The sequence below is a fragment of the Leisingera sp. SS27 genome (assembly GCF_028368855.1).
Classification (GTDB): Bacteria; Pseudomonadota; Alphaproteobacteria; order Rhodobacterales; family Rhodobacteraceae; genus Leisingera.
Window position 1 is genome coordinate 759,946 of record NZ_JAQNCY010000001.1, and the last position, 22,561, is coordinate 782,506.

Annotated in this window: 22 protein-coding genes; 12 read left to right on the forward strand and 10 right to left on the reverse strand. The window is 64.2% G+C overall.

Annotated elements, in window-relative coordinates; all coding sequences use genetic code 11:
• The first annotated feature begins 142 nt into the window (after nt 1-142).
• A complete protein-coding gene (gene tpiA / locus N6L27_RS03815; RefSeq protein WP_271905756.1) occupies nt 143-892 on the forward strand; it encodes a triose-phosphate isomerase in 750 nt (249 codons plus the stop codon).
• Between the two features lie 181 nt (nt 893-1,073).
• Here tpiA and N6L27_RS03820 read toward each other — a convergent pair whose 3' ends face one another.
• From N6L27_RS03820 to N6L27_RS03840, 5 genes are all read right to left on the reverse strand, one after another.
• Nucleotides 1,074-2,450: a TRAP transporter large permease gene (locus N6L27_RS03820; RefSeq protein ID WP_271905758.1), complete on the reverse strand. Its 1,377-nt coding sequence runs from the start codon at nt 2,448-2,450 to the stop codon at nt 1,074-1,076.
• Entirely contained in the window at nt 2,450-3,127 is a 678-nt protein-coding gene (locus N6L27_RS03825) for a TRAP transporter small permease (RefSeq protein ID WP_039178967.1), read from the reverse strand. Before N6L27_RS03825 ends, N6L27_RS03820 begins: the two co-directional genes overlap by 1 nt.
• A gap of 101 nt (nt 3,128-3,228) precedes the next feature.
• Entirely contained in the window at nt 3,229-4,230 is a 1,002-nt protein-coding gene (locus tag N6L27_RS03830; RefSeq protein ID WP_271905760.1) for a DctP family TRAP transporter solute-binding subunit, read from the reverse strand.
• A 699-nt stretch (nt 4,231-4,929) separates the two neighbouring features.
• Nucleotides 4,930-6,159: a sigma-54-dependent transcriptional regulator gene (locus N6L27_RS03835; protein ID WP_271905761.1), complete on the reverse strand. Its 1,230-nt coding sequence runs from the start codon at nt 6,157-6,159 to the stop codon at nt 4,930-4,932.
• The gene (locus N6L27_RS03840; RefSeq protein ID WP_271905762.1) at nt 6,156-7,901 is read right to left on the reverse strand and encodes a sensor histidine kinase; all 1,746 of its coding nucleotides are present in this window, start codon (nt 7,899-7,901) and stop codon (nt 6,156-6,158) included. Before N6L27_RS03840 ends, N6L27_RS03835 begins: the two co-directional genes overlap by 4 nt.
• Before the next feature lie 59 nt (nt 7,902-7,960).
• On the opposite strand from N6L27_RS03840, the gene N6L27_RS03845 reads away from it, so the two are divergent.
• Nucleotides 7,961-9,145, forward strand: coding sequence for a cytochrome P450 (locus tag N6L27_RS03845; protein WP_271905764.1), 1,185 nt, complete (start codon nt 7,961-7,963; stop codon nt 9,143-9,145).
• Nucleotides 9,146-9,321: 176 nt separating this feature from the next.
• Here N6L27_RS03845 and N6L27_RS03850 read toward each other — a convergent pair whose 3' ends face one another.
• Complete coding sequence (locus tag N6L27_RS03850) at nt 9,322-10,230, reverse strand: LysR substrate-binding domain-containing protein (RefSeq protein WP_271905765.1); 909 nt, start codon at nt 10,228-10,230, stop codon at nt 9,322-9,324.
• Between the two features lie 105 nt (nt 10,231-10,335).
• Here N6L27_RS03850 and N6L27_RS03855 point away from each other — a divergent pair, with 105 nt between their 5' ends.
• A complete protein-coding gene (locus N6L27_RS03855) occupies nt 10,336-10,617 on the forward strand; it encodes a hypothetical protein (protein WP_271905766.1) in 282 nt (93 codons plus the stop codon).
• Between the two features lie 30 nt (nt 10,618-10,647).
• Here N6L27_RS03855 and N6L27_RS03860 read toward each other — a convergent pair whose 3' ends face one another.
• Nucleotides 10,648-11,115 (reverse strand): Lrp/AsnC family transcriptional regulator, encoded by a 468-nt coding sequence (locus N6L27_RS03860; protein ID WP_019295909.1) that lies wholly within the window; start codon nt 11,113-11,115, stop codon nt 10,648-10,650.
• A 210-nt stretch (nt 11,116-11,325) separates the two neighbouring features.
• On the opposite strand from N6L27_RS03860, the gene cobA reads away from it, so the two are divergent.
• The 7 genes from cobA (at nt 11,326) to N6L27_RS03895 (ending at nt 16,881) form a co-directional block, all read left to right on the forward strand.
• Nucleotides 11,326-12,081, forward strand: a complete 756-nt coding sequence (gene cobA, locus N6L27_RS03865) for a uroporphyrinogen-III C-methyltransferase (RefSeq protein ID WP_271906245.1) — start codon at nt 11,326-11,328, stop codon at nt 12,079-12,081.
• On the forward strand, nt 12,081-12,389 hold the full coding sequence (locus N6L27_RS03870; protein WP_271905767.1) for a DUF2849 domain-containing protein: 309 nt from the start codon (nt 12,081-12,083) through the stop codon (nt 12,387-12,389). Before cobA ends, N6L27_RS03870 begins: the two co-directional genes overlap by 1 nt.
• The gene (locus N6L27_RS03875; protein ID WP_271905768.1) at nt 12,382-14,046 is read left to right on the forward strand and encodes a nitrite/sulfite reductase; all 1,665 of its coding nucleotides are present in this window, start codon (nt 12,382-12,384) and stop codon (nt 14,044-14,046) included. Before N6L27_RS03870 ends, N6L27_RS03875 begins: the two co-directional genes overlap by 8 nt.
• Nucleotides 14,047-14,050: 4 nt before the next feature.
• Nucleotides 14,051-14,812: a phosphoadenylyl-sulfate reductase gene (locus N6L27_RS03880; RefSeq protein WP_271905770.1), complete on the forward strand. Its 762-nt coding sequence runs from the start codon at nt 14,051-14,053 to the stop codon at nt 14,810-14,812.
• Nucleotides 14,813-14,817: 5 nt separating this feature from the next.
• On the forward strand, nt 14,818-15,213 hold the full coding sequence (locus tag N6L27_RS03885) for a DUF934 domain-containing protein (RefSeq protein WP_271905772.1): 396 nt from the start codon (nt 14,818-14,820) through the stop codon (nt 15,211-15,213).
• A gap of 142 nt (nt 15,214-15,355) precedes the next feature.
• Complete coding sequence (locus tag N6L27_RS03890; RefSeq protein WP_271905773.1) at nt 15,356-16,222, forward strand: ferredoxin--NADP reductase; 867 nt, start codon at nt 15,356-15,358, stop codon at nt 16,220-16,222.
• A 134-nt stretch (nt 16,223-16,356) separates the two neighbouring features.
• Nucleotides 16,357-16,881 carry a hypothetical protein gene (locus N6L27_RS03895; protein WP_271905774.1) on the forward strand — a complete coding sequence of 175 codons (525 nt, stop codon included), beginning with the start codon at nt 16,357-16,359 and terminating at the stop codon, nt 16,879-16,881.
• Between the two features lie 88 nt (nt 16,882-16,969).
• Here the strand turns inward: N6L27_RS03895 and N6L27_RS03900 are convergent, their stop codons facing one another.
• Nucleotides 16,970-17,539, reverse strand: coding sequence for a hypothetical protein (locus N6L27_RS03900; protein ID WP_271905775.1), 570 nt, complete (start codon nt 17,537-17,539; stop codon nt 16,970-16,972).
• 458 nt (nt 17,540-17,997) lie between these two features.
• On the opposite strand from N6L27_RS03900, the gene infC reads away from it, so the two are divergent.
• Together infC and N6L27_RS03910 are read left to right on the forward strand one after the other, a co-directional pair.
• Nucleotides 17,998-18,459, forward strand: a complete 462-nt coding sequence (infC, locus tag N6L27_RS03905; protein ID WP_334312482.1) for a translation initiation factor IF-3 — start codon at nt 17,998-18,000, stop codon at nt 18,457-18,459.
• 128 nt (nt 18,460-18,587) lie between these two features.
• A complete protein-coding gene (locus tag N6L27_RS03910) occupies nt 18,588-19,226 on the forward strand; it encodes a methyl-accepting chemotaxis protein (protein ID WP_271905776.1) in 639 nt (212 codons plus the stop codon).
• Nucleotides 19,227-19,281: 55 nt separating this feature from the next.
• Here the strand turns inward: N6L27_RS03910 and N6L27_RS03915 are convergent, their stop codons facing one another.
• Nucleotides 19,282-20,070: an FAD binding domain-containing protein gene (locus N6L27_RS03915; RefSeq protein WP_271905777.1), complete on the reverse strand. Its 789-nt coding sequence runs from the start codon at nt 20,068-20,070 to the stop codon at nt 19,282-19,284.
• A gap of 88 nt (nt 20,071-20,158) precedes the next feature.
• Nucleotides 20,159-22,522, reverse strand: coding sequence for a xanthine dehydrogenase family protein molybdopterin-binding subunit (locus tag N6L27_RS03920; protein ID WP_271905778.1), 2,364 nt, complete (start codon nt 22,520-22,522; stop codon nt 20,159-20,161).
• Between the last annotated feature and the right edge of the window lie 39 nt (nt 22,523-22,561).

Genomic DNA, 22,561 nt, shown 5'->3' on the forward strand with positions numbered 1-22,561 from the left:
TCCGCGGCACCGGTACGAAAGACACCGGGGCGGAGCATTCTCCGCCCTTTTTGCTGCCCGCTCCGAACCTTCAAGCGAATTGCGCCGCCCCGCCGCCGGTGCTACCAGTCACGCCCAAACAGCACATTTCGGAGGCACCCCCATGCGGCGGAAACTGGCAGCAGGCAATTGGAAGATGAACGGCACCGGCGCGAGCCTCGCGGAACTGGCGGCACTTGCGGAAAGCCATGCGCGCCCCGCAGCCGACATTCTGATCTGCCCGCCGGCAACCCTCTTGTCGCGCGCCGCGGACACCGCCAAGGGCAGCGCCGTCGCGATCGGCGGCCAGGACTGCCATGCAAACACCTCCGGCGCACACACTGGCGATCTTTCGGCTGCGATGCTGAAGGACGCAGGCGCCTCCTCCGTGATCCTCGGCCACTCCGAACGCCGGGCCGACCATGGGGAGACCGATGCACAGGTCTGCGCCAAGGCTGAGGCCGCCATCGGCGAGGGCCTCATTGCGGTGATCTGCATTGGCGAAACCCTGGCGGAACGCGAAGCCGGCGATACGCTGAAAGTGGCCGGCACCCAGCTTGCAGGTTCCGTTCCCGCTTCGGCCACCGGTGAAAACACCGTAATCGCCTATGAACCGGTCTGGGCCATCGGCACCGGCAAGGTGCCAACGCTGGAGCAGATCGCAGAGGTTCACGATTTCCTGCGCGCCGAGCTCACCGCCCGTTTCGGCGCGGAAACCGCAGACAGCATCCGGCTGCTCTACGGCGGCTCGGTCAAACCGTCGAACGCCGCGGAAATCTTTGCCGTCTCCAACGTCGACGGCGCGCTGGTGGGCGGCGCCAGCCTCAAGGCCGCGGATTTCTCCCCGATCATCACCGCGCTGGAAGCCAGCTGATACGCGCCTTGCGGCGCGTGCCTCCGGCGGGGATATTTTCAGCCAGATGAAGAGCGGATCCCCTGTTCATCTGGCAGGAAATATCCTGGGGTGAATGCGCCCGCGGCGCAGAGGGGCAAAGCCCCTGCCCTGAAATGACAAACGCCCCGGTCTCCCGGGGCGTTTCTTTTTGGCAAATCGCCTACTTTGTTATGATCTCCGGCCCCATCACCGCATTTGGCAGCACTGTGGACAGCCAGGGCACATAGGTGATCAGGATCAGGAACACGAACAGCACCGCCAGGAACGGCAGGGCCGCGCGCACCACCCCCATCATCGGCATCCCCGCCACGCCCGAGGTCACAAACAGGTTCAGGCCAACCGGCGGGGTGATCATGCCGATCTCCATGTTCACCACCATGATGATGCCCAGGTGGATCGGGTCGATGCCCAGCTCGATGGCAATCGGGAACACCAGCGGCGCCACGATGACCAAGAGGCCCGAAGGCTCCATGAACTGGCCGCCGATCAGCAGGATCACGTTCACGACGATCAGGAACATCACTGGGCCGAAGCCCGCCGACAGCATCGCATTGGCGATATGCTGCGGCACCTGCTCATCCGTCAGCACATGCTTCAGGATCAGCGCATTTGCGATCACGAACAGCAGCGTCACGGTCAGTTTGCCCGCCTCAAACAGCGTGTGCTTGGTGTCGCTGTGGAAGAAGGCAGTGACCAGCGCATAGGGTTTCTTCATGAGCGGCGTCTTCGCCTCGCCCTCGCCGTTCGACAGCGGCCCCATGTCCTTGTACACAAAAGACGCGATCAGGAAGGCATAGACCGCCGCCACCGCCGCCGCTTCAGTCGGGGTGAAGATGCCGCCATAGATGCCGCCCAGGATGATCACGATCAGGAACAGCCCCCAGCCGGCCTCGCGGCCTGAAGTGATGATCTCGCCCCAGCCCTTCCACTCGCCCTTCGGCAGGTTCTTGACCTTGGCCATCACATAGATGGTGACCATCAGGAACAGACCAGCCAGCAGGCCCGGAATGACACCCGCAAGGAACATCCGTCCGACGGAGACTTCCACAGCCGCCGCATAGACCACCATCACGATCGACGGCGGGATCAGGATACCCAGGGTGCCTGCGTTACAGATCACACCGGCCGCGAACTCCTTGGTGTAGCCCACCTGCCGCATGCCCGCGATCACGATGGAGCCGATAGCCACAACAGTCGCGGGCGACGAACCCGAAAGCGCCGCAAACAGCATGCAGGCAAACACGCCCGCAATCGCCAGCCCGCCCGGCAGGTGCCCGACACAGGCGATGGAAAAGCGGATGATCCGCCGCGCCACGCCGCCCGTCGTCATGAAGCTTGAGGCCAGAATGAAGAACGGGATCGCCAGCAGGGTGAAATGCCCTTCAAAGGCTTCAAACAGCGTGCCTGCGACACTCGCCAGCGAGCTGTCGGAATAGATCAGGAGAAAGATGGTGGAGCTGAGGCCGAGCGACACCGCAATCGGCACCCCGATCAGCAGCAGGCCAATGACCATCGCAAAGAGAATTACCACTTCCATCAGTCATGCTCCCCGCGCTGCGCCTGCACTTCTGCAATTTCGTCTTCGACCTCGTGGCTGGCGACCAGACGGTCGGCCTCGCCGCGGGCAATCTGGAACGCCGCCTGGATGAAGCGGAACACCAACAGCAGCATCGATACCGGCAGCACCACGTAGGGCACCACTTTCGGCAGCTTCTCGTAAGAATCGCCGTAATTGATCAGGTCTTCCAGGAACTTGAAGACCGCCACCATCGGCACGTCCTGCACCTCATAGAAGCTTTGGCTGCGCGCCTTCATGTCCAGCCCGGTCGGAAACCAGCGGCCGGAGGTGGGCGGCAAGTCGGCAAACACCGCCCAGTAGTCATAGGCGCCCTTCAGCAAGAGCAGCGAAAACACGATGCAGCATCCGGCAGCAAACAAGCCCACCGCCTTGCGCGCACCGGGCGCCAGCATGTTGACGATGGCATCAACGCCCAGATGCGCGTGGGTCTTGACCGCGTAGGACGCCCCCAGCAGCACCAGCCAGGCAAACAGGAACACGGTCAGCTCCAGCGCCCATAAAATGTTGGAATTGAACACGAAGCGCGCGATCACATTGGCGAAGGTAATCGCCGTCATCAGCCCCAGCAGAAGCGCGATCAGGGTTTCTTCGAGTGAATTGATAAGCCCGCTCGGGCCGGTTCTGGACCCCGCCATGGCTGCCTCCCAAGTTTTGCGGAAAGTATGGGTGCAGGCGGCGGATCCCCGCGCCGCCTGCGGTCACGGGGCGCCCGCGCGGGGCACCCCGGAGGCGGCCTTTAGAGGCCTGCGTTGATGGCTTGCGCCGCGTCGATCTTTTCCTGGCCGACGTCGCCTGCGAATTTCTCCCACACGGGCTTCATCGCCTCGACCCAGGCCGCACGCTGCTCAGGGGTCAGCTCGCGCACCACGCCGCCGGCGTCGATGATCGCCTGGCGTGCCTCGCCGTTCACCTTGGTCGACTCGGCGTTGCGCACCGCGGTTACCTCGTTGAGGATGGTCAGGAACTGGTCGCGCACTGCCGGATCCAGGCTGTCCAGCCAGTCAACGGAAGTTACCACCAGATAGTCCAGCGCGCCGTGGTTGGTCTCGGTGATGCCGTCCTGCACCTCAAAGAACTTCTTGCCGTAGATGTTGGACCAGGTGTTTTCCTGCCCGTCCACAACACCCTGCTGCAGCGCGCCGTAAACTTCCGAGAACGCCATTTTCTGCGGGCTGCCGCCGATTGCTTCCATCTGCGCCACCAGCACGTCAGAGGACTGCACGCGGAACTTCAGCCCGTTGGCATCCGACGGCTCGACCAGCGGCTTGTTGGCGGACATCTGCTTCATGCCGTTGTGCCAGTAGCCCAGCCCCTGCAGGCCGCGGCGCTGCATCGAGTTCAGCATCTCCTGGCCGGTTTCGGACGCCTGGAAGGCATCCACGGCATCGATGTTCTTGAACATGAACGGCAGGTCGAACAGGCGGAACTGCTTGGTGAACTTCTCGAATTTCGAGAGGCTCGGCGCGGCCAGCTGCACGTCGCCTTGCAGCATCGCTTCCAGCACCTTGTTGTCGTTGTACAGCGTGGAGTTCGGATAGACCTCCATGCACATGGTGCCGTTCATCTCTTCGTTGACACGCTTCTCCAGCAGCGCCGCTGCAATCCCCTTGGGGTGCTTGTCGGTGTTGGTGACGTGGCTGAACTTCACCACGATCTCACCGTCCTCACAGGCCGCGCTTGCGGCGCCTGCGGAAACGGCCAGTGCCAGTGCGGTGGCGGCAGTTGTCAGGAATTTCATGGTTTTTCCTCCCAGAAAAATCGTCTGTAAATCCGATGGTGCACTCAGCGCAGGGCTGAGGCCTGGCAAGAGCATCCCAAGTTGCGGAAAACCGCTCAACAGTTGATTCGGGAATCATCATCCCACGAGATTCTCCGCGTCTTTGCATGGGCTTACGGGACACATCAAAGGCGCGTCAGCAGCGCCTGCCAAAAGCTGTGCGAAATCCCGCACAGGGCCTTCCGGGCTTTGTGCGGAAAACCGCACAAATGTTAGCGCCGGACAAAACAGCAGGAATCACGAGCATGCTTGCAACTGTTAGGTCTGCGCCTGACCGTTTTGCCGGAGGCAAACCTGTGGTTTGACGGGCAGGCAGGCGCAGACCGGGCCGCAAGCGACCCGGTCTAAGAAGGGTGTTGCGTCCCCGCCGTACGCACCGCTTGCGCCTCCTTAACCCGGGCCTGCGATATTCAATCCCGTCGCGACACCGGTGCGGACTGACACCCCGCACCACCAGGAGATCACAGGGCCCCCGAGACCATCTCTTCATCGGGTTCAGGGGCGTCCCGCACCGAAGGCTTCAGCGGACATGGGGGCTTGCGACCCCCGTCCTCCCTCCGCCCATGGCCCACCCCAGGGCTTCCCGGCGGCGCCGCCTCCTTAAAGGCCCCGGCCTCAGCGCCGGAAAAGACGAACCGCAAGGTTCCCGGCCAAACGCCCTCAACGGCGGTAATCCTCGGGCCGGATGCCATAGCGGGCCAGCTTGTCATAAAACGTCTTGCGCGGCAGCTTCAGGGCTTCGGCGGCCGCCGCCGCGCGCCCGTTGGCGCGGCCCAGCGCCGCAATCAGCAGCGACCGCTCCACCTGCGCCATCTGCTCTGCCAGTCCCAGCCCGGCCGCCGCCGCGGCTTCCTCCGGCATTCCCAGCACAAACCGCATCGCCGCCGACATCAAAGATCTCGCATTGCCCGGCCAATCCTGCGCCATCAGCGCCGCCAGATGGTCCTGGCTGATCTCCGGCGGCTCGATCCCTGCCTGCTCTGCGGCTTGCGCCACGTAATGGCGGAACAGCACCGGAATGTCGCCAGGACGCTCCGCCAGCGAGGGGATACGCACCCGCATCACATCCAGCCGGTAGAACAGATCGGCGCTGAACTTCCCTGCCTGCGCCAGCTCTGCCAGACTGGCGCTGGAGCCCGCGATGATCCGCACCCCGCCGCCCTGCTCCAGCTGTGCAAGCAGCGCGTATTGCGCCGCCTCCGTCAGCGCCTGCACCTCATCCAGAAACAGCGACCCGCCCGCCGCCTCCTGGCACAGTTCCGCCACGGTTTCAGCCGCCAGCCCAGCAGCCGGGCGTTTCACAAAGGGCCCACGCGCGGCCGGTGACATCAGGTGGATGACCTCCGCCACCTTGGATATGCCGCTGCCTGGCGCCCCGGTGACCAGCACCTCTGCGCCAGTTGGCGCCACCGCCCGCACCCGCTGCCGCATTTCCTTGGCCTGCGGCGAGGTTCCGAACAGCAGCCGTGCCGCCGGGTCGCCGGTTTCCAGCTGGTGCTTCAGCCGCCGGTTCTCCAGCACCAGCGCCCGGGTCTTCAGCGCACGCTCCAGGACCGGCAGGAAATCGGCAGGCGCGCAGGGTTTCTCCAGGAAATCAAAAGCGCCTTGCGACATCGCTTTCACCGCCATCGGAATGTCGCCCTCACCGGTCAGCAGCACCACCGGCAGTTCCTCATCCATGCCGCGGGCATAGTCCAGCAGATGAAACCCGTCCCGCCCCGGCATCCGGATGTCGGAAACGATAATGCCGTCGAACGCCGGGGTGATGTGGTCCTTGGCCGCCACAAACGAGCCGCAGACCACCACCGCCAGATCGTTCAGCTCCAGCGTCTGCGCCAACGCCTCGCGCACCGCCGCGTCATCATCCACCAAGAGAACCTTGCGGGTCATGCGGCGTCTCCCTTTTTTTCACCCTCGCGCCACGGCTCCAGCTCCACCGTGAACACGGCGCCGCCGCCAGTATTGGCGCCGCGGATATTGCCGCCAAAGCTCTGCACCAGCCCGTATGAGATCGACAGCCCCAGCCCCATGCCCTCGGAACTGCCCACCGCCTTGGTCGAATAAAAGGGATCAAACATTTTCTCCGGCTCCTTGATGCCAGGGCCGCTGTCCTGCACCCGCACCTGCAACCGCGGCCCGGTGTCGACAGTGATCGAGATCACCTTCTCCACCTGCCCCTGCATCGCATCTGCCGCGTTGTTGATCAGGTTCACAAAGACCTGCGTCAGCCGCACCTCGCCGCCCCAGGCATGGACCACCCCGCCGCAGGCCGCCGCGTCCCACCGGAGGTCAATATGGTCGGCCTTCAGCCGCGGCGCGGTCAGCTCCACCGCGGCGTCGATCACCTGCACCAGATCGACCTGCCCCATCGGCTCGCTTTCGTTGCGCACGAAGGCGCGCAGGTTCTTGATGATCCGCGCCATCCGCGCCGCCATATCGGCAATCCGGCCCAGGTTCTCGCCGGTGCGCTCCGCCTTGCCGCGCTCCAGAAAGGCGGCGCCGTTTTCGGCGTATTGCTGGATTGCCATCAGGGGCTGGTTCAGCTCGTGACTGATCCCCGCCGACATCTGACCCAGAGCCGACAGCTTGCCCGCCTGCACCAGATCCTCCTGCGCCCGCTTCAAGGCCGCTTCGGCCTCCTCCCGCTCGCGCACCTCGCGGCGCAGCCGGGTGTTGGCCGCCGACAGATCGCGGGTGCGCTGCTCGACCCGGCTCTCCAGCACCGCGTTGGCCTCCGCCAGAGTGCGCCGCCGCTCCATCACGATGAACAGCATCGCACCCAGCGCCAGGCACACCGCCGCCAGCGCCGCCGCCTGCAGCAACGCGATCCGCCGGGCCGGCGCCACATCCACCAGGATCTCCCCGGTCATACCGATGACCGGCAAGCCCACCGTCAGATGCAGCGCCTGCGCAGGCAGATAGGGACTGCCCTCCAGGCTCCAGATCTCATACCCGGCAAAATAGTCCCGTCCCGTCACGCTTGGGTTCTGCCCGTCAGCGCCGCGCTGCCAGAACAGCAGCTCCGTGCGGTTGGCAATGAACACCTCTCCGCGCTCATCGGTAAAGAACACCGCCGGCAAGGAGCCGCGCCAGGTCTGCTCCACGTCTCCGACATCCGCGACCACCACCAGCGCGCCCCGTACCCGGCCCTCACTGGAAAAGGCAGGAGCCGCATAGAAATAGGCCCGCTTGCCCTCCGCAGGCAGCACCCCATGGCCCGTGCCCAGCGCTCCCTGCGCGGCCCGTATGAAATAATCCTCCTTTGCCACGCTGGCGCCGGTCACCCCCTCGGCCGCCGCCAGCACCCGCCCGTCTGCGGCCGCAAAGAACACATCCAGCGCCGCGGTCTTGTCGGCCACCGCGCGCAAGAGCTCCGCCGCTGCCGACCGCGCTTCGGGCGTGGACAAATCCGCCAGCACCGGATGCTCCGCCGTCAGAACCGCCAGTTCCTGATAGACCTGCAACTGGGTGCTGACGCGGTCCGACGCCAGCGCCAGATCCGCAGCGCTGCGCTCTGCCAGGCCGTTCAGCGCCTGACGGTATCCGTAGGACCAGACCGCAAGCGCCAGTGCCGCCACGGCCAGAAGGAACCCGGCAGGCAGGCTCCAGCGAAGATAATGCTGTGTTTTCATTGCGGCACGTTATCAAAGCGCCCCTTGCATTGACCAGACGCAACGGCAACAACCGGTGTATGAAGACTTTTAGCCAATCCCCCACCGATCCCGCCTTTGTGCAGGACCCCTATTCATTTTATGCCGAAGCCCGGGAACGGGGGCAGCTGCACTATTGGCAGGACTATGGCATGGTCGCCGCCTTTGGCCATGCTGCCGTGCACATGCTGCTGCGCGACCGCCGCTTCGGCCGCGAGGTGCCGGAAGAGCTGCGCAAGACCGGCCCCGCCCATCTGGCCCCCTTTCTGGCGGTGGAGGCGCATTCCATGCTGGATGCCGAGCCGCCCCGCCACACCCGCCTGCGCCGCCTGGTGCTGCACGCATTCACCACTCGCGGAATCGCGGCGCTGGAACCGGGGATCAAGGACCTGTGCCACCAGCTGATCGACGCTTTTCCGGATCAGCCCTTTGATCTCTTGGAGGCCTATTGCACCCAGGTTCCGGTGGTGACCATCTGCCGTCTGCTCGGCGTGCCGGAAGAGATGGGCGCCAATCTCGTGGACTGGTCGCACAAGATCGTGGCAATGTATCAGGCCGCGCGCACAGAGGCGACAGAACACACTGCAGCGCAGGCAGCGCAGGAGTTCACGGATTTTCTGCAGGGCTACATCGCGGAACGCCGCAACGATCCCCGTGACGACCTGATCACCCGGCTGATTGCCGCCGAGGAAGAAGGCGACAAGCTGTCCACCGACGAACTGATCGGCACCTGCATCCTGCTGCTGAATGCGGGCCATGAGGCCACCGTGCATTCGCTGGGCAACGGCGTGAAGACCATGCTGCAGCAGGGCTGGCAGCCGGACTGGCTGGCACCGGAAGGGATCGAGCGGCTGGTGGAGGAGATCCTGCGCTTTGACCCGCCGGTGCATCTGTTCACCCGCTACGCCTATGAGGAGGCAGAGGTGTTCGGCCATACCTTCCAGCGCGGCGACCAGGTGGCGCTGCTGCTGGGGTCTGCCAACCGCGACCCGAAGGCGCTGGACGATGCGGACACGTTCGACCCAACCCGTCCGCCCAAGGTGAACAAGAGCTTTGGCGGGGGCCTGCATTTCTGCGTCGGCGCGCCGCTGGCGCGGCTGGAAATGCAGATCGCCCTGCCCATTCTGTTCGAGCGCTGCCCCGGCCTGAAACTGGCGGCGGACCCGGAGTACTCCAACAGCTTCCACTTCCACGGGCTCACCCGGCTGATGGTCACCCGCACCTGACGCAGCGGGGCGCTCCCGCCCGCGCAGCGGGGATCACAGATCCCCTTGCACGGTTGGGCCGGGCGCCGCTGACGCGGCGCCCCCCTCTTTTCACCTTTGGAAAAATACTCCGGGGGTGAGGCGCCCGGCGCCGAGGGGGCAGCGCCCCCTGCCTGCTACCGTGCCTTGCCGAGATGTCACTGCGGCAAGGCCGGCAGGGCCGCCATGCCGGGATTGTTCAGCAGCCATTCCCGGAACGCGGCCACCTTGGGGTCATGCCATTTCTGCCGGTCGCCGATCAGCGCATAAGCCCCGTCCGGCGTGCCGCAAGTCATGTCCGGAAAGGGAAGCACCAGATCCCCGCGCGCCAGTTCCTCGCGGCACAGAAGCAGATCCGCCATCACAACTCCGGCCCCCATCACCGCCGCCCGGGTGGCCATGTCGAGGTTCGGGAACGTCTCGCCGCTGGCCGTGTCCACCTCCTTCACCCCAAAGTGCTGCACCCAGGCAGCCCAGTCTTCGCGGCGCGGGTTCTCATGCAGCAGCCGCTGCCCGGCCAGCGCCGCCGGGCCATCTGCCAAGGCCGGCAGCAGCGCGGGGGCGCAAGCCGGAGACAGATGCATGTCAAACAGCGGCAGCACCTCGATTTCTTTCGGCCTGCCGCGGCGGTTCTGCACGGAAATGCCAAGATCAAATTCCGCCGGATCAAACCCCTTGCCGCCGTAGAAGCTGGTGGTCAGCCGCACTTTGATCTCCGGATGCGCGATGCGGAACTGCTCCAGCTGCGGCAGCAGCCAGCGCAGCGACAAGGTCGGCGGGCAGATCACCCGCAGCTCGGAGGCATCCGCCGCGATCCGCTCCACCTCCTGCAGCATCTTCGCAAAGGCCTCTGTCAGCACCGGGTAAAGCCGCCGCCCCGCTTCCGTCAGCGCAACCCCGCGCGCACCCCTGTGAAACAGCTGCACGCCGATGTGGTCCTCCAGAATCTTCACCTGGCGGCTGATGGCGCCGCGGGTCACGAACAGCTCCTCTGCGGCAGCGATAAAGCCTTCGTGGCGGGCGGCGGCCTCAAAGGCGCGCAGGGAATTGAGGGGCGGCAGGCGCATCATCTCACCTTGGGTCAGTTTTCCTGATCCAAGGTGGAGATTAACTGGTTTGCGCGCAAGCCCTCTCCGCCTCTATCTCTCAAGGGCCAGAACGGAGGAATTCCCATGACTTCAAATTGCGGAACAGCAGACATCCGGCCCCACGAGGGTGTGGTCCGCAGCCTGCTTGGCTGGATCGCAGGTCAGATGGGACTGAGAAAAGCTGAGCCTTTTGCAAACGCGCCCCGGAAAATTGTCCGCGTGCCGCGCCGCGACCTGGAGCGGCTGTCCGGGATCTCTCCGCACCTGCTGGCCGATATCGGGGTCGTGCCTGCAAGCGCCGCTGAGGACACATCGCCCTGGCGGCTGCAGGACGGGCGCCACCTGCTGCTGCGCCCGCCTCTGTGAGGGACTGGGAGGACGACCTCCTCCTGACCGTCAGCTGCCCAGCGGCAGCATGGTGGTCGACTTGATCTCTTCCATCGACAGAAGCGCAGTCACATTATGCACTTTCACCTCTGAAATCAGCGCCTGGTAAAAGACGTCATAAGCGCGTGCGTTCTGCACCCGCACCTTGAGGATATAATCGATGTCGCCCGCCAGCCGATGCGCTTCCTGCACTTCGGGGCGTTCCTGCAGTGCTTTCAGGAACTTGGCCTGCCATTCCGCCTCATGCTCCGAGGTGCGGATGAGGACAAAGAAACAGGCCTCGAACCCCAGGGAATCCGCATCCAGCAGCACTGTCTGCTGGCCGATCACCCCGGCCTCCTTCAGCTTGCGGATGCGATTCCACACCGGGGTCTTGGAAGACCCCACCCGGCGGGCTATTTCATCCAGCGACTGGCTGGCGTCGCGCTGCAACTCAGCCAGAATTTTCCGGTCCGTGCCGTCGATCCGCACCGTCATTCCTGTTTTCTCCTTTTGTGAGGACCAATCGGCCCGATGTCCCGCCGCGGCAAAACCAATGTTCTTATTTATCCGCCCATATAGCGCAATACCGGGAATATTTCCTATATCTACCCTCAAGTCAAACACACTGAAGAGGGTACAGGAATGTCCGCACCATCGACACATGCTGCCAATGCCGCCACTCAGGTCCGTGGCAGCATGGACTGTATGGTTGCAGGCCAGGTGTGTTTTGCGGGCTCCGGCCCCGGCGATGCAGAGCTGCTGACCCTGAAAGCCCTGCGCGCGCTGCAAGCCGCCGACGTGATTCTGCACGACCGTCTGGTGAGTGCAGAGATCCTGGAACTGGCTGGCCCGCAAGCGGTGCTGGAAGACGCCGGCAAGGAAGGCTTTGGCGTCCAGGTCTCTCAGGCAGACATCAACGCCCGCCTGGTGGAACTGGCCAAGCAGGGCAAGAAGGTGCTGCGGCTGAAGGGCGGCGATCCTGCGATCTTTGCCCGCCTGGACGAGGAGCTGACCGCCTGCGAGGAAGCCGGCATAGCTTACACCATCATTCCCGGCATCACCGCCGCCTCTGCAGCCGTGGCCGCCATCGGCCAGAGCCTGACGCAGCGCGGCCGCAACACCTCGGTCCGGTTCCTGACCGGCCACGCGATGACCGGCTTTGCCGATCACGACTGGGCCGCACTGGCACGCCCGGGCGAAGTTGCCGCTGTGTACATGGGCAAGAAATCCGCCCGCTTCGTGCAGGGCCGCCTGATCATGCATGGCGCTGACCGTGCAACGCCGGTGACCATCATCGAAAACGCCTCGCGCCCCGATCAGCGGGTGCTGGAAACCACATTGGACCGCCTGCCCGCCGACTTGGATGCGGCTGGTTTCGATGGCCCTGCCCTCACATTCCTGGGTCTTGCCCCGCGCCAGGCGGCGGCAGCCCTGAACGATCTCAAAACGGAGCTTGCATAATGGCCCGCGCCTTTACGCCCAAAGTCATCACCGCCAACGACCTGCTCGAGGGTGACGTGATCTATTTCACCGCCGAAGACACCTGGACCCGGCATATGTCCGAGGCCGAGCTGATCACTGATGAGGCAGACGCCCAGCTGCGCCTGCTGGAAGCAGAGAAGCAGAACATCAAGATCGTCGGCGCCTATCTGGCCGACGCCAAGGCGGGACCGAACGGACCCGAGCCGACCCATTTCCGCGAGGAATTCCGCCGCACCGGCCCCTCGAACTACTTCCATGGCAAGCAGGAGGCGCAAGCCAATGTATAAGTACAACGAGTTTGACGAAGCCTTCCTGGCTGAACGCAACGCCCAGTTCCGTGCCCAGGTTGAGCGCCGCATCGACGGATCCCTCACCGAGGAAGAATTCCGCCCCCTGCGCCTGATGAACGGCGTCTATCTGCAGCTGCACGCCTATATGCTGCGGGTTGCGATCCCCTATGGCACCCTGAACCCCGACCAGATGCGTGCGCTGGCGCTGCTGGCCGAGAAATGGGACCGCGGTTACGGCCATTTTACCACCCGCCAGAACATCCAGTACAACTGGCCGAAGCTGCGCGACCTGCCGGACATGCTGGACGCGCTGGGTAAGGTCGGGCTGCATGCCATTCAGACCTCGGGCAACACCATCCGCAACACCACTGCTGACCATTTCGCCGGTGCCGCCGCTGAAGAAGTCACCGATCCGCGCCCCTATGCCGAGCTGATCCGCCAGTGGTCCACCGACCACCCGGAATTCCAGTTCCTGGGCCGCAAGTTCAAGATCGCGATCACCGGCAGCAATACCGACCGTGCCGTGATCAAGGCGCATGATGTGGGCCTGCAGGTCATTGAGCAGGACGGCCAGATCGGTTTCAAGGTCATCGTCGGCGGCGGCCTGGGCCGGACCCCAATGATCGGAAAGACCCTGCGCGAATTCCTTCCGCAGGCGGATCTGCTTCCCTACCTGGAATCGGTTCTGACCGTCTACAACGTGCTGGGCCGCCGCGACAACAAGTACAAGGCTCGCATCAAGATCACCGTGTCGGAAAACGGCATCGACACCTACCGCGCGATGACCGAGGAAGCCTTCCTGACCATCCGCGGCCAGTACGACGGCACCGATCAGCAGCTGCTGGAGGAATTCAAGGCACACTTCCAGGCGCCGGAATTCCGTTCCGCCTCAACCGAAGCCTTCGACACCGCCTATGAGAACGACCCGGTGTTCCGTGCCTGGGCCGACACCAACCTGGATCAGCACCGCGCCGAAGGCCATGCCATCGCCACGATCTCGATCAAGGCGCATGGCGCGACCCCGGGCGACGCGTCCGCTGAGCAGATCCGCGTGATGGCGGACCTGGCGGAGCAGTACGGCTATGGCGAGCTGCGCATCAGCCACCAGCAGAACGTGATCCTGCCGCATGTCCACAAGTCGGACCTGCCCGCGATCCACGCCAAGCTGAAGGAGCACGGTCTGGCCACTGCCAACCTCGGCCTCATCTCGGACATCATCGCCTGCCCCGGCATGGATTACTGCAACCTGGCCACCGCCCGCTCGATCCCGGTCGCGCAGGAGATTGCCACCCGCTTTGACGAGCTGAAGCTGGAGCATGACATCGGCCATCTGCAGATCAAGATCTCGGGCTGCATCAACGCCTGCGGCCACCACCATGTGGGCCACATCGGCATCCTTGGTTTGGACCGTGCCGGCGTCGAGAACTACCAGATCACCCTGGGCGGCGACGCTTCGGAGAACGCCGCCATCGGCACCCGCACCGGCCCCGGTTTCGCCTATGACGAAATCGTGCCTGCGGTGGAGCGGATCGTGGAGACTTACCTGGCAATCCGTGAGAATGCCGAGGAGACCTTCATCGAGACCTACCGCCGGGTCGGCATGGATCCCTTCAAGGCCGCGCTTTATCCCGAGGCTGCAAAGAAAGTCGCCTGATCTGATGTTCCACACAGCCGGAAACAAGCCCGCCGGAGAAGCTGATCTTCTCCGGGACCGGGAGCTGGCCGCAAAGGCGGAGGCGCTGAATGCGCGCTTCCGCCACCATTCGGCCACCTCGGTGATGGAGGGCGCATTGCGGGACGCAGGGCACATCGCCCTGGTCTCCTCTTTCGGCGCGGAATCCGTGGTGCTCTTGCACATGGCCGCGATCATCGACCCGATGACCCCGGTTGTGTTCGTGGACACCGAGCTGCTGTTTACTGAAACGCTGATCTATCAGCAGGAAGTGAGCGAGCGGCTGGGCCTGCGCAATGTGCGCATCATCCGCGCCGATGACATCGCCGAGAAGGATCCCTATGGGGCCCTCAAGTTCAGCGACAAGGACGCCTGCTGCACCCTGCGCAAGACGGTGCCGCTGCAAAAGGCGCTGGCCAATTACGATGGCTGGATCACCGGCCGCAAGCGGTTCCAGTCCGGCACCCGCGCTGCTCTCGAATTCTTTGAAGTCGAGGAAGGCACCGGGCGGCTGAAGATCAACCCGCTGGCCCATTGGGCGCCGGAAGATGTGCGCGCCTATATGGATGAGAACCGCCTGCCCCGCCATCCGCTGGTGGCCAAGGGCTATCCCTCGATCGGCTGCGCGCCTTGCACCAGCCCGGTCAAGGAAGGCGAAGACCCGCGCGCCGGCCGGTGGCGCGGAGAGAACAAAGAAGAATGCGGCATCCACGTTGTGGACGGCCAAATGGTACGCACAGGAGCGTGAGTGAGATGACTGTTATCGTGACCGACACCGGCTTTGCGGCCGACGATTGGACCACCGGCTTTGAGGGATCAGACGTGCTGGTTCTGGCCTCCGACGCCAACCTGAACGACGTTGCCCTGGACGGCGTTGAACTGGTGCGGGTGGAGTTCCCCAGCTTTGCTGACGGGCGCGGCTTTACCCTGGCCCGCCAGTTGCGGCTGAAGGGCTATCAGGGCCGCCTGCGCGCCTTTGGCCATGTGATTGCCGACCAGTATGCCATGGCCCGCCGTTCCGGTTTTGACGAGGTCGAACTGACAGACGAGCTGGCCGCCCGCCAGCCCGAGGACCAGTGGCTGGCCCGCGCCAACTGGAAAGACCACAGCTATCAGGCCCGCCTGCGCGGCAGCACCGCTGCCCGCTAAGCCAGCCCCCGAACCCGGGAAAGCTCCCTGAAACCGGCTCCGTTGCGTCAAACGCGGGGCCGGTTTCGCAAAACAGGGGGTTTTCCTGACCTGTATCAAAGACTAATCAGAGGTGCCGGCTACTCCTCCGGCAGTGGAACCGATGAATGAGATGACACCCGTGACCGACACTGCAACCGACCCGAAACCGGCCAAAGCGGTGCCGGCGCTGCCCGACGCCCAGACCGTGACCCAGGTGAAACACTGGACCGACCGGCTGTTCTCCTTCCGCTGCACCCGGCCCGCGTCCCTGCGCTTCCGCTCCGGCGAGTTCGTGATGATCGGCCTGATGAACGACCCCGATCCCAAGACCGGCAAAGTAAAACCCTTGCTGCGCGCCTACTCCATCGCCTCGCCGTCGTGGGACGAGGAAATGGAGTTCTACTCGATCAAGGTGCAGGACGGCCCGCTGACCTCCAAGCTGCAGCACATCAAGGAAGGCGACGAGATCATCCTGCGCCCCAAGCCCGTCGGCACCCTGGTGCATGATGCGCTGGTTCCGGGCAAGCGGATCTGGTTCTTTGCCACCGGCACCGGCTTCGCGCCCTTTGCCTCGCTGCTGCGCGAGCCGGAAACCTATGAGAAATTCGATGAAGTGATCATCACCCACACCTGCCGCGAAGCAGGCGAGCTGACCTATGGCCGCGAGCTGATCGAGAGCCTGAAGGACGACGAACTGCTCAATGAGGTGATCGGCGAAGGCTTCTGGAAGAAGATCAAATACTACCCGACCACCACCCGCGAAGAGAGCCCCAAGATGGGCCGCATCACCGACCTGATGCGTTCCGGCGAGGCCTTTGCCGATCTCGGCGTGCCGCCGCTGAACCCGGAAAGCGACCGCGCGATGATCTGCGGCAACCTGGCCTTCAACCTGGAGCTCAAGGATCTTTTTGAGAACACCTACGGGCTGGAAGAAGGCGCCAATTCGAAGCCTGCGCATTTCGTGGTGGAAAAGGCATTCCTGGACTGATCCCGGGCCGGGCCGCCCGGCGGGCTGCCCGAATTTTGACACTGTTTTGACGGGAGGCTGCCGCCTCCCGTTTATCATTTGTTGGTGATGAATCGGTATTTCTTCTGCTGAGATCCAGAATGGAGCAGCAGCAGATGCACAATGAAACGGCCCCCGGGCAGGCGCCCGTCTTCCGGTCCGTCAGAACCGAAGCAGGCAAGGCCCGCGTCCGCGCCGCGCTGTCCGGTTTCCAAAACCGCCCTGATAAGGTTCAGCCGTCGCTGCCGGACAGGATCGCCGCCATCAAGGCCCGTTTCGACCTGCGTGCCATGACGCCGCAGGACATCGACCAGATGTTTGACGCGCTGGTGCAGGAAGGCCAGCCGATGACCGCGCCGATGCTGCTTTTGAACTCGATGGGCGACCGCTTCCGCAGTCATCTGTCAGGCCTTACCGGCAAGGAATACGACGGCGGTAAAGCCCTGGACCTGGTCGCAGTGGCGCAGCTGCAGATCCAGCGCGCCCGCAAGCAGGGCGGCGCCAGCGGCGGCTGGGAAAGTTTTCTGACGTTCCTGGTGCCTCAATCCCCGGCGGACCATCCCGCGGCCCAGGCGCCGCTGCAGCATATGGCGCGCCTTGCCCAGCAGGCCCAAGCGCAGGTGCACGCGCGGCCGAACTGACCCGGCGCGCTGCGCGCCAGTGCTGGAATGGAAAAGGCGGCCGGGTCATCCCGGCCGCCTCTCCCTTTTTTAGCCTGCAGCGGGGCAATCACTCGCTGGCAGTTGCAGCCTCATCTGTGGTTCCGGTTGCGGCGGTGCCGGACTGGTTCAGCAGTTCCTCAGCGGCGGAGGTTGCGCTGTCCAGAGCTTCGGTTGCCGCATCCTGGGTGGCTTCGACCGCGCCAGCTGCGGAATCTGCGGCGCTGTCAGCCGCGCCCGTTGCGGTATCCACCGCGCTGTCAGCCGCAGCAGCTGCTGCATCCGCCGCAGTGCCGGTGGCGTTCCCGGCCGCTTCACCTGCGCTGTCAAGCGCGTCGCCCACGGTTTCGGTCACGGCCTCTGCGGCTTCGTTCACCGCATCCTGTGCAGCCTCGACGGCGGCACCGGCCGCCTCGGTACCGGCCTCAACGGCCTCTTCAACTGCCTCGGCAGCCTCCTGGGCCGCCTCCTCTGCCACAGCCGCCGGCTCCTCAGAGGTTACCGGCTCGGTGCTGCTCTGTTCTTCCTGCACCGCAGGCGCCTCAGCCGGGACCGGCTCCTGCGCGTCCTGGCGGCTGACCACCACATAGGCCCCAACGGCTGCGGCACCCAGCGCCAGCACGATCAACAACTGTTTCATAGTCTCTCTCCTCACTCCTGCCGGCCCGCCCGGGCCGGGGGCCGCAGCTGGTGCGGCATCTGCCCTGCCAGATGGCGGTGCCAGGCGCTCAGCTCAAGGGGGAAGTTTGCCGCGATTGCATCACGGGCGGCCCAGCGCCGCCCCGCCAGGCAAAACTGGCGGAAGGCCGCCGCAATCGGGCCATTTCAAACTGTTGCACAGCGCAACCCACCCAGTCCTGGTTCCGGATTCACGCCTGTTTTCCAAGCCTTTTGCAACATGCGGCCTTGAAAAGCGCCTTTCCTGCCGCCATACCGCCCATAACGCTTGAATCACACGCGCGGGGGCAGTAGCGTTCCCGCACTTTTTGCAATGACAGAAGGATAGCCGTCATAGCCCGCAGACCTCATAACGCGCCGCCGCAACGCGACACCGGCCCGCGCGTCAACGAAAAAATCCGTGCCCCCGAAATCCGCCTGATCGGCGCCGATGGCGAAAACGTCGGGGTTGTGCACCCGGCCAAAGCCATGGACATGGCGGCAGAGGCCGGACTTGATCTGGTTGAAATCTCGCCCAACGCCAACCCGCCCGTGTGCAAGATCATGGACTTTGGCAAGTTCAAGTATGAACAGCAGAAGCGCGAGAGCGAAGCCCGCAAGAAGCAAAAGATCATCGAGGTCAAAGAGGTCAAGTTCCGTCCCAACACGGACACCCATGACTATGATGTGAAAATGCGCAATGTCGTCAAGTTCCTGGAGAACGGCGACAAGGTGAAGGTCACGCTGCGCTTCCGCGGCCGCGAAATGGCACACCAGAACCTCGGTAGAGAGCTGCTGGAACGGGTTGCCGAGGACGTCAAGGAAATCGGCAAGGTCGAGAACATGCCGAAGATGGAAGGCCGCCAGATGATCATGATGATCGGGCCGCTCGCCAAGAAATAAGCCTGCGCACCGCTGGTGCCGGACGCACCCCCGCAAGCTGCCGCTTGCGGGGTTTTTCTTTTGCATCGGTTAGCGCTGCCTTAACGCCTGCCCCCTATACAGATGTCATCCCCAGTGAAGGCAGACGCATGACCAGCTTGACCGACGTTCAGAACACCGCCTTCATGGCCATCGGCCCCAGCCGCATCGCCGCGCTGTCGCTGCTGGCGCTGGCACAGGCGCCTCAGGATGCGGACGGCAGCGGCGCTGAGGACGTTCTGGTGCTGTCGGTGCAGCGGATTTGCGCCGCGCATGACATGCTCGGCAGCGGGCTGGAGGCCCTGCTGGCGGATTGCAGCTACGCCCTGCCCGCTGAACTGGAAGCCAAGCGCAAGTCTTGTCTTGAGATGCTGGCGCCGCTGCATCGCGCCGTCACTGCCGCCGGGGACGAAGTGCTGGCGCAGGTGCGTGCGGTGCCGGATCTGGCCGCCCTCTGCCTCTACCGGCTGGAACCCGCGGTGTCAGCGTTTCTCAAGGACATGGTCCAAACCTTGCGAGAGGCGCAGCAGCAGCGCGAGGAAGACCGCGACGCGCAGATGCGGGCGACGATTGCCACCGCCGAAGGGGTCGGCAAGAACATCAAGTTCATTTCCTTCAATGCCTCGATCGAGGCGGCGCGCATCGGCGAGATGGGAAAGGGGTTTGCCGTCATTGCCACCGAGATCCGCGAGCTCTCCGGCAAGACCCAGAACCTGCTGGAAGAGATGTCCACCTATCTGCGGCACTGAAACGGAAACAGGCACCGGAGACCGGTGCCTGCGCCTGTCTTTCCACTGAGGCTGGTCAGCCCGCTGCGGCCACCGCGCGTTTTGTCATCACCCCGACCAGATGGGCGCGGTATTCCTTGGAACCGTGCAGATCGCCGATCATACTGCCGGCATCAACGCTGAGCCCATTCAGCGCGTCCGGCGCGAAACTGGCGTCCAGCGCCGCCTCAGCCTCATGCCAGCGGAAAACCCCCTCCTCTGACGCGCCGGTCACAGCCACCCGCACGCCCGCCGCATATTTCGCCGCAAAGACGCCCACCAGGGCAAAGCGCGATGCGGGCTGCAGGAACTTCTGGTAATTGGCCTTCTCCGGTACTGGGAAGCGAACCGCGGTGATGATCTCGCCTTCGTTCAGAGCAGTTTCAAACAACCCTTGAAAATAGTCATCCGCAGTGATCTCGCGGGCGTTGGTCACGATAGTTGCGCCGCTGCCGAGCGCCGCCGCCGGGTAACAGGCGGCCGGGTCGTTATTGGCCAGCGAACCGCCGATGGTACCGCGGTTCCTGACCGCCGGGTCCCCAATATGGCTGGCCAGTTCCGCCAGCGCCGGGTAGCTGCCGGCCGCAGCCGCAGCCACCTCAGCATGGGTGACCGCGCCGCCGATGGTCAGCATGCCGCCGTTGTCGCTCAGCTCCTTCAGCTGCGGGATGCCAGTAAGGCTCACCAGTTTCGACGGCATCGCCAGCCGCTGTTTCAGCGTCGGGATCAGCGTCTGCCCGCCGCCCAGCGCCTGTGCGTCCTCATCCGCCAGTGCGGCCACGGCCTCGGCGACGGTTGAGGGCTTCTCAAACTCGAATTCATACATCTTTCACTTCCTTCCTGAAGAACGCGGATCCGCTCTTCATCTGGCTAGAAATATCCCGGGGGTATGGGGGCAGCGCCCCCATGATCCGTTATCCATTCATTGCTGCCCAGACCCGCGCGGGCGACAGCGGCATGTCAATATGGGTGACGTTCTTGCCGCCGGACTGCAGCGCGTCGATCACCGCGTTGACCACCGCAGGGGGTGAGCCGATGGCGCCGGCCTCGCCGCAGCCCTTCACCCCTAGCGGGTTGTGGGTGCACGGCGTCTGGCAGGAATGATCCACCTGGTAGAACGGCACGTCATCAGCCCGCGGCATCGCGTAATCCATGAAGGAGGCCGACAGCAGCTGGCCGTCTTCATCATAGGCGGCGTTTTCCAAGAGCGCCTGGCCGATGCCCTGCCCCAGCCCGCCATGGACCTGGCCGTCGACGATCATCGGGTTGATGATATTGCCGAAATCATCGGCGGCTGAGAACCGTTCAATGCTGACCTTGCCGGTGTCGGGATCCACCTCAACCTCGCAGGCATAGGCGCCGGATGGGTATGTGAAGTTGGCCGGGTCGTAAAACGCGGTTTCCTCCAGCCCCGGCTCCAGCTCCTCCAGCGGGTAGTTGTGGGGAACATAGGCGGTCAGGGTCACATCGCCCCAGGCCACCGATTTGTCGGTGCCCGCAACGGTGAACTGGCCGTCCTTCAGTTCGATGTCGGCGTCAGAGGCCTCCATCAGATGCGCGGCGATCTTCTTGGCCTTGGCGATGATCTTCTCGGTCGCGCGCACCATGGCCGAGCCGCAGACCGCAATGGAGCGCGACCCGTATGTGCCCATGCCGAACGGCACCCGTCCGGTGTCGCCGTGCACGATATCGACCATGCTCTCGTCGATGCCGATCATCTCGGCCACCACCTGCGGGAAGGAGGTTTCATGCCCCTGCCCATGGCTGTGGGCGCCGACAAAGACGCTGACGGTCCCGGTGGCATTCACCCGCACCGTGGCCGCATCATAAAGCCCGGCCCTTGCCCCCAGCATGCCGACGATGTTGGAAGGTGCGATGCCGCAGGCCTCGATGTAGCAGTTGATGCCAAAGCCGCGCAGCTTGCCGTTCTTCTCGCTTTCGGCGCGGCGGGCGGCGAATCCTGCCACATCGGCCACTTCCTCCAGCTTGTCCATCGTCGCCACGTAATCGCCGGTGTCATAGGTCAGCGCCACCGGGGTTTCATAGGGGAACTGGGTAATGAAGTTCTGGCGGCGCAGCGCAATCGGGTCCGCGCCGAGTTCGCGCGCGGCCTTGTCGATGACGCGCTCCAACTGGAAGGTCGCCTCCGGCCGGCCGGCACCGCGGTAGGCATCCACCGGCACCGTGTTGGTGAAGACCGTCTTCACGTTCACCTGCACGATCGGCGTCTTGTAGTTCCCCGCCATAAGCGTGCCGTGCAGGTAGCTGGGCACTGAGGTGGAGAAGGTCGAGAGATAGGCGCCCATATTGGCCATCGTATTGGTGCGCAGCGCGGTGAAGTTGTTGTCAGCATCCAGCGCCAGCTCGATCTTCGTCACATGGTCGCGGCCATGGGCGTCGGAGATAAACGCCTCCGACCGGGTCGAGGTCCATTTCACCGCCCGCCCGCAGGCGTGGGCGGCGAAGGTGCAGAAAGCTTCCTCGGCGTAGTGGAAGATCTTGGAGCCGAAACCGCCGCCCACATCCGGCGCGATCACCCGCACCTTGTGCTCCGGCAGGCCCAGCACAAAGGCGCACATCAAGAGGCGGATCACATGCGGGTTCTGGCTGGTGGTGTGGAGCGTGTATTCATCCGTGCCGCGGCTGTAATCGCCGATGGCCACGCGCGGCTCCATCGGGTTGGCGACCAGGCGGTTGTTGACCAGTTCCAGCGTCGTCACATGTGCAGCGCTGTCAAAGGCCGCCTGCACCGCGTCGTCATCGGGATTGCCGAACACCCAGTCATAACAGAGGTTTGACGTCAGATCCTCATGCACCTTTGTGCTGCCGTCACCGAGCGCCGCGGCCATATCGACCACTGCAGGCTTGTCGCCCAGGTCCAGTTCGATGGCTTCGGCCGCATCGCGGGCCTGTTCCAGCGTGTCGGCGACTACGGCGGCGACGATCTCGCCCACGTGGCGGATGGTGCCGTCTGCGATGATCGGGTGGCGCGGCTCCTGCTGCGGATTGCCGTGGCGGTCGGTGACGCCCCAGCCGCAGGGGATGCCGCCCACCTCGGCGAAATCGGCGCCGGTGAAGATTTTCACCACGCCGGGCATTGCTTCGGCCGCGGATGTATCGATGGAATTGATGGTTGCGTGGGCCACATCAGCGCGCAGGAAATGCACATGGGCCTGGCCGTGCACATTGATGTCGTCGGTATAGTTGCCGGCTCCTGTCAGGAACCGCACGTCCTCGCGCCGCTTGGGGCTGGCGCCGATGCCGTTATCTTTGGGCATGTCTGGTCTTCCTCCCTGGAGGGTGCTGCCTTTGCGGCG

What these genes read in the sequence shown, in the direction of transcription:
- tpiA (WP_271905756.1), top strand. Translation starts at nt 143, where the DNA reads ATGCGGCGGAAACTGGCAGCAGGCAATTGGAAGATGAACGGCACCGGC.
- N6L27_RS03820 (WP_271905758.1), bottom strand. Translation starts at nt 2,450, where the DNA reads ATGGAAGTGGTAATTCTCTTTGCGATGGTCATTGGCCTGCTGCTGATC.
- N6L27_RS03825 (WP_039178967.1), bottom strand. Translation starts at nt 3,127, where the DNA reads ATGGCGGGGTCCAGAACCGGCCCGAGCGGGCTTATCAATTCACTCGAA.
- N6L27_RS03830 (WP_271905760.1), bottom strand. Translation starts at nt 4,230, where the DNA reads ATGAAATTCCTGACAACTGCCGCCACCGCACTGGCACTGGCCGTTTCC.
- N6L27_RS03835 (WP_271905761.1), bottom strand. Translation starts at nt 6,159, where the DNA reads ATGACCCGCAAGGTTCTCTTGGTGGATGATGACGCGGCGGTGCGCGAG.
- N6L27_RS03840 (WP_271905762.1), bottom strand. Translation starts at nt 7,901, where the DNA reads ATGAAAACACAGCATTATCTTCGCTGGAGCCTGCCTGCCGGGTTCCTT.
- N6L27_RS03845 (WP_271905764.1), top strand. Translation starts at nt 7,961, where the DNA reads ATGAAGACTTTTAGCCAATCCCCCACCGATCCCGCCTTTGTGCAGGAC.
- N6L27_RS03850 (WP_271905765.1), bottom strand. Translation starts at nt 10,230, where the DNA reads ATGCGCCTGCCGCCCCTCAATTCCCTGCGCGCCTTTGAGGCCGCCGCC.
- N6L27_RS03855 (WP_271905766.1), top strand. Translation starts at nt 10,336, where the DNA reads ATGACTTCAAATTGCGGAACAGCAGACATCCGGCCCCACGAGGGTGTG.
- N6L27_RS03860 (WP_019295909.1), bottom strand. Translation starts at nt 11,115, where the DNA reads ATGACGGTGCGGATCGACGGCACGGACCGGAAAATTCTGGCTGAGTTG.
- cobA (WP_271906245.1), top strand. Translation starts at nt 11,326, where the DNA reads ATGGTTGCAGGCCAGGTGTGTTTTGCGGGCTCCGGCCCCGGCGATGCA.
- N6L27_RS03870 (WP_271905767.1), top strand. Translation starts at nt 12,081, where the DNA reads ATGGCCCGCGCCTTTACGCCCAAAGTCATCACCGCCAACGACCTGCTC.
- N6L27_RS03875 (WP_271905768.1), top strand. Translation starts at nt 12,382, where the DNA reads ATGTATAAGTACAACGAGTTTGACGAAGCCTTCCTGGCTGAACGCAAC.
- N6L27_RS03880 (WP_271905770.1), top strand. Translation starts at nt 14,051, where the DNA reads ATGTTCCACACAGCCGGAAACAAGCCCGCCGGAGAAGCTGATCTTCTC.
- N6L27_RS03885 (WP_271905772.1), top strand. Translation starts at nt 14,818, where the DNA reads ATGACTGTTATCGTGACCGACACCGGCTTTGCGGCCGACGATTGGACC.
- N6L27_RS03890 (WP_271905773.1), top strand. Translation starts at nt 15,356, where the DNA reads ATGAATGAGATGACACCCGTGACCGACACTGCAACCGACCCGAAACCG.
- N6L27_RS03895 (WP_271905774.1), top strand. Translation starts at nt 16,357, where the DNA reads ATGCACAATGAAACGGCCCCCGGGCAGGCGCCCGTCTTCCGGTCCGTC.
- N6L27_RS03900 (WP_271905775.1), bottom strand. Translation starts at nt 17,539, where the DNA reads ATGAAACAGTTGTTGATCGTGCTGGCGCTGGGTGCCGCAGCCGTTGGG.
- N6L27_RS03910 (WP_271905776.1), top strand. Translation starts at nt 18,588, where the DNA reads ATGACCAGCTTGACCGACGTTCAGAACACCGCCTTCATGGCCATCGGC.
- N6L27_RS03915 (WP_271905777.1), bottom strand. Translation starts at nt 20,070, where the DNA reads ATGTATGAATTCGAGTTTGAGAAGCCCTCAACCGTCGCCGAGGCCGTG.
- N6L27_RS03920 (WP_271905778.1), bottom strand. Translation starts at nt 22,522, where the DNA reads ATGCCCAAAGATAACGGCATCGGCGCCAGCCCCAAGCGGCGCGAGGAC.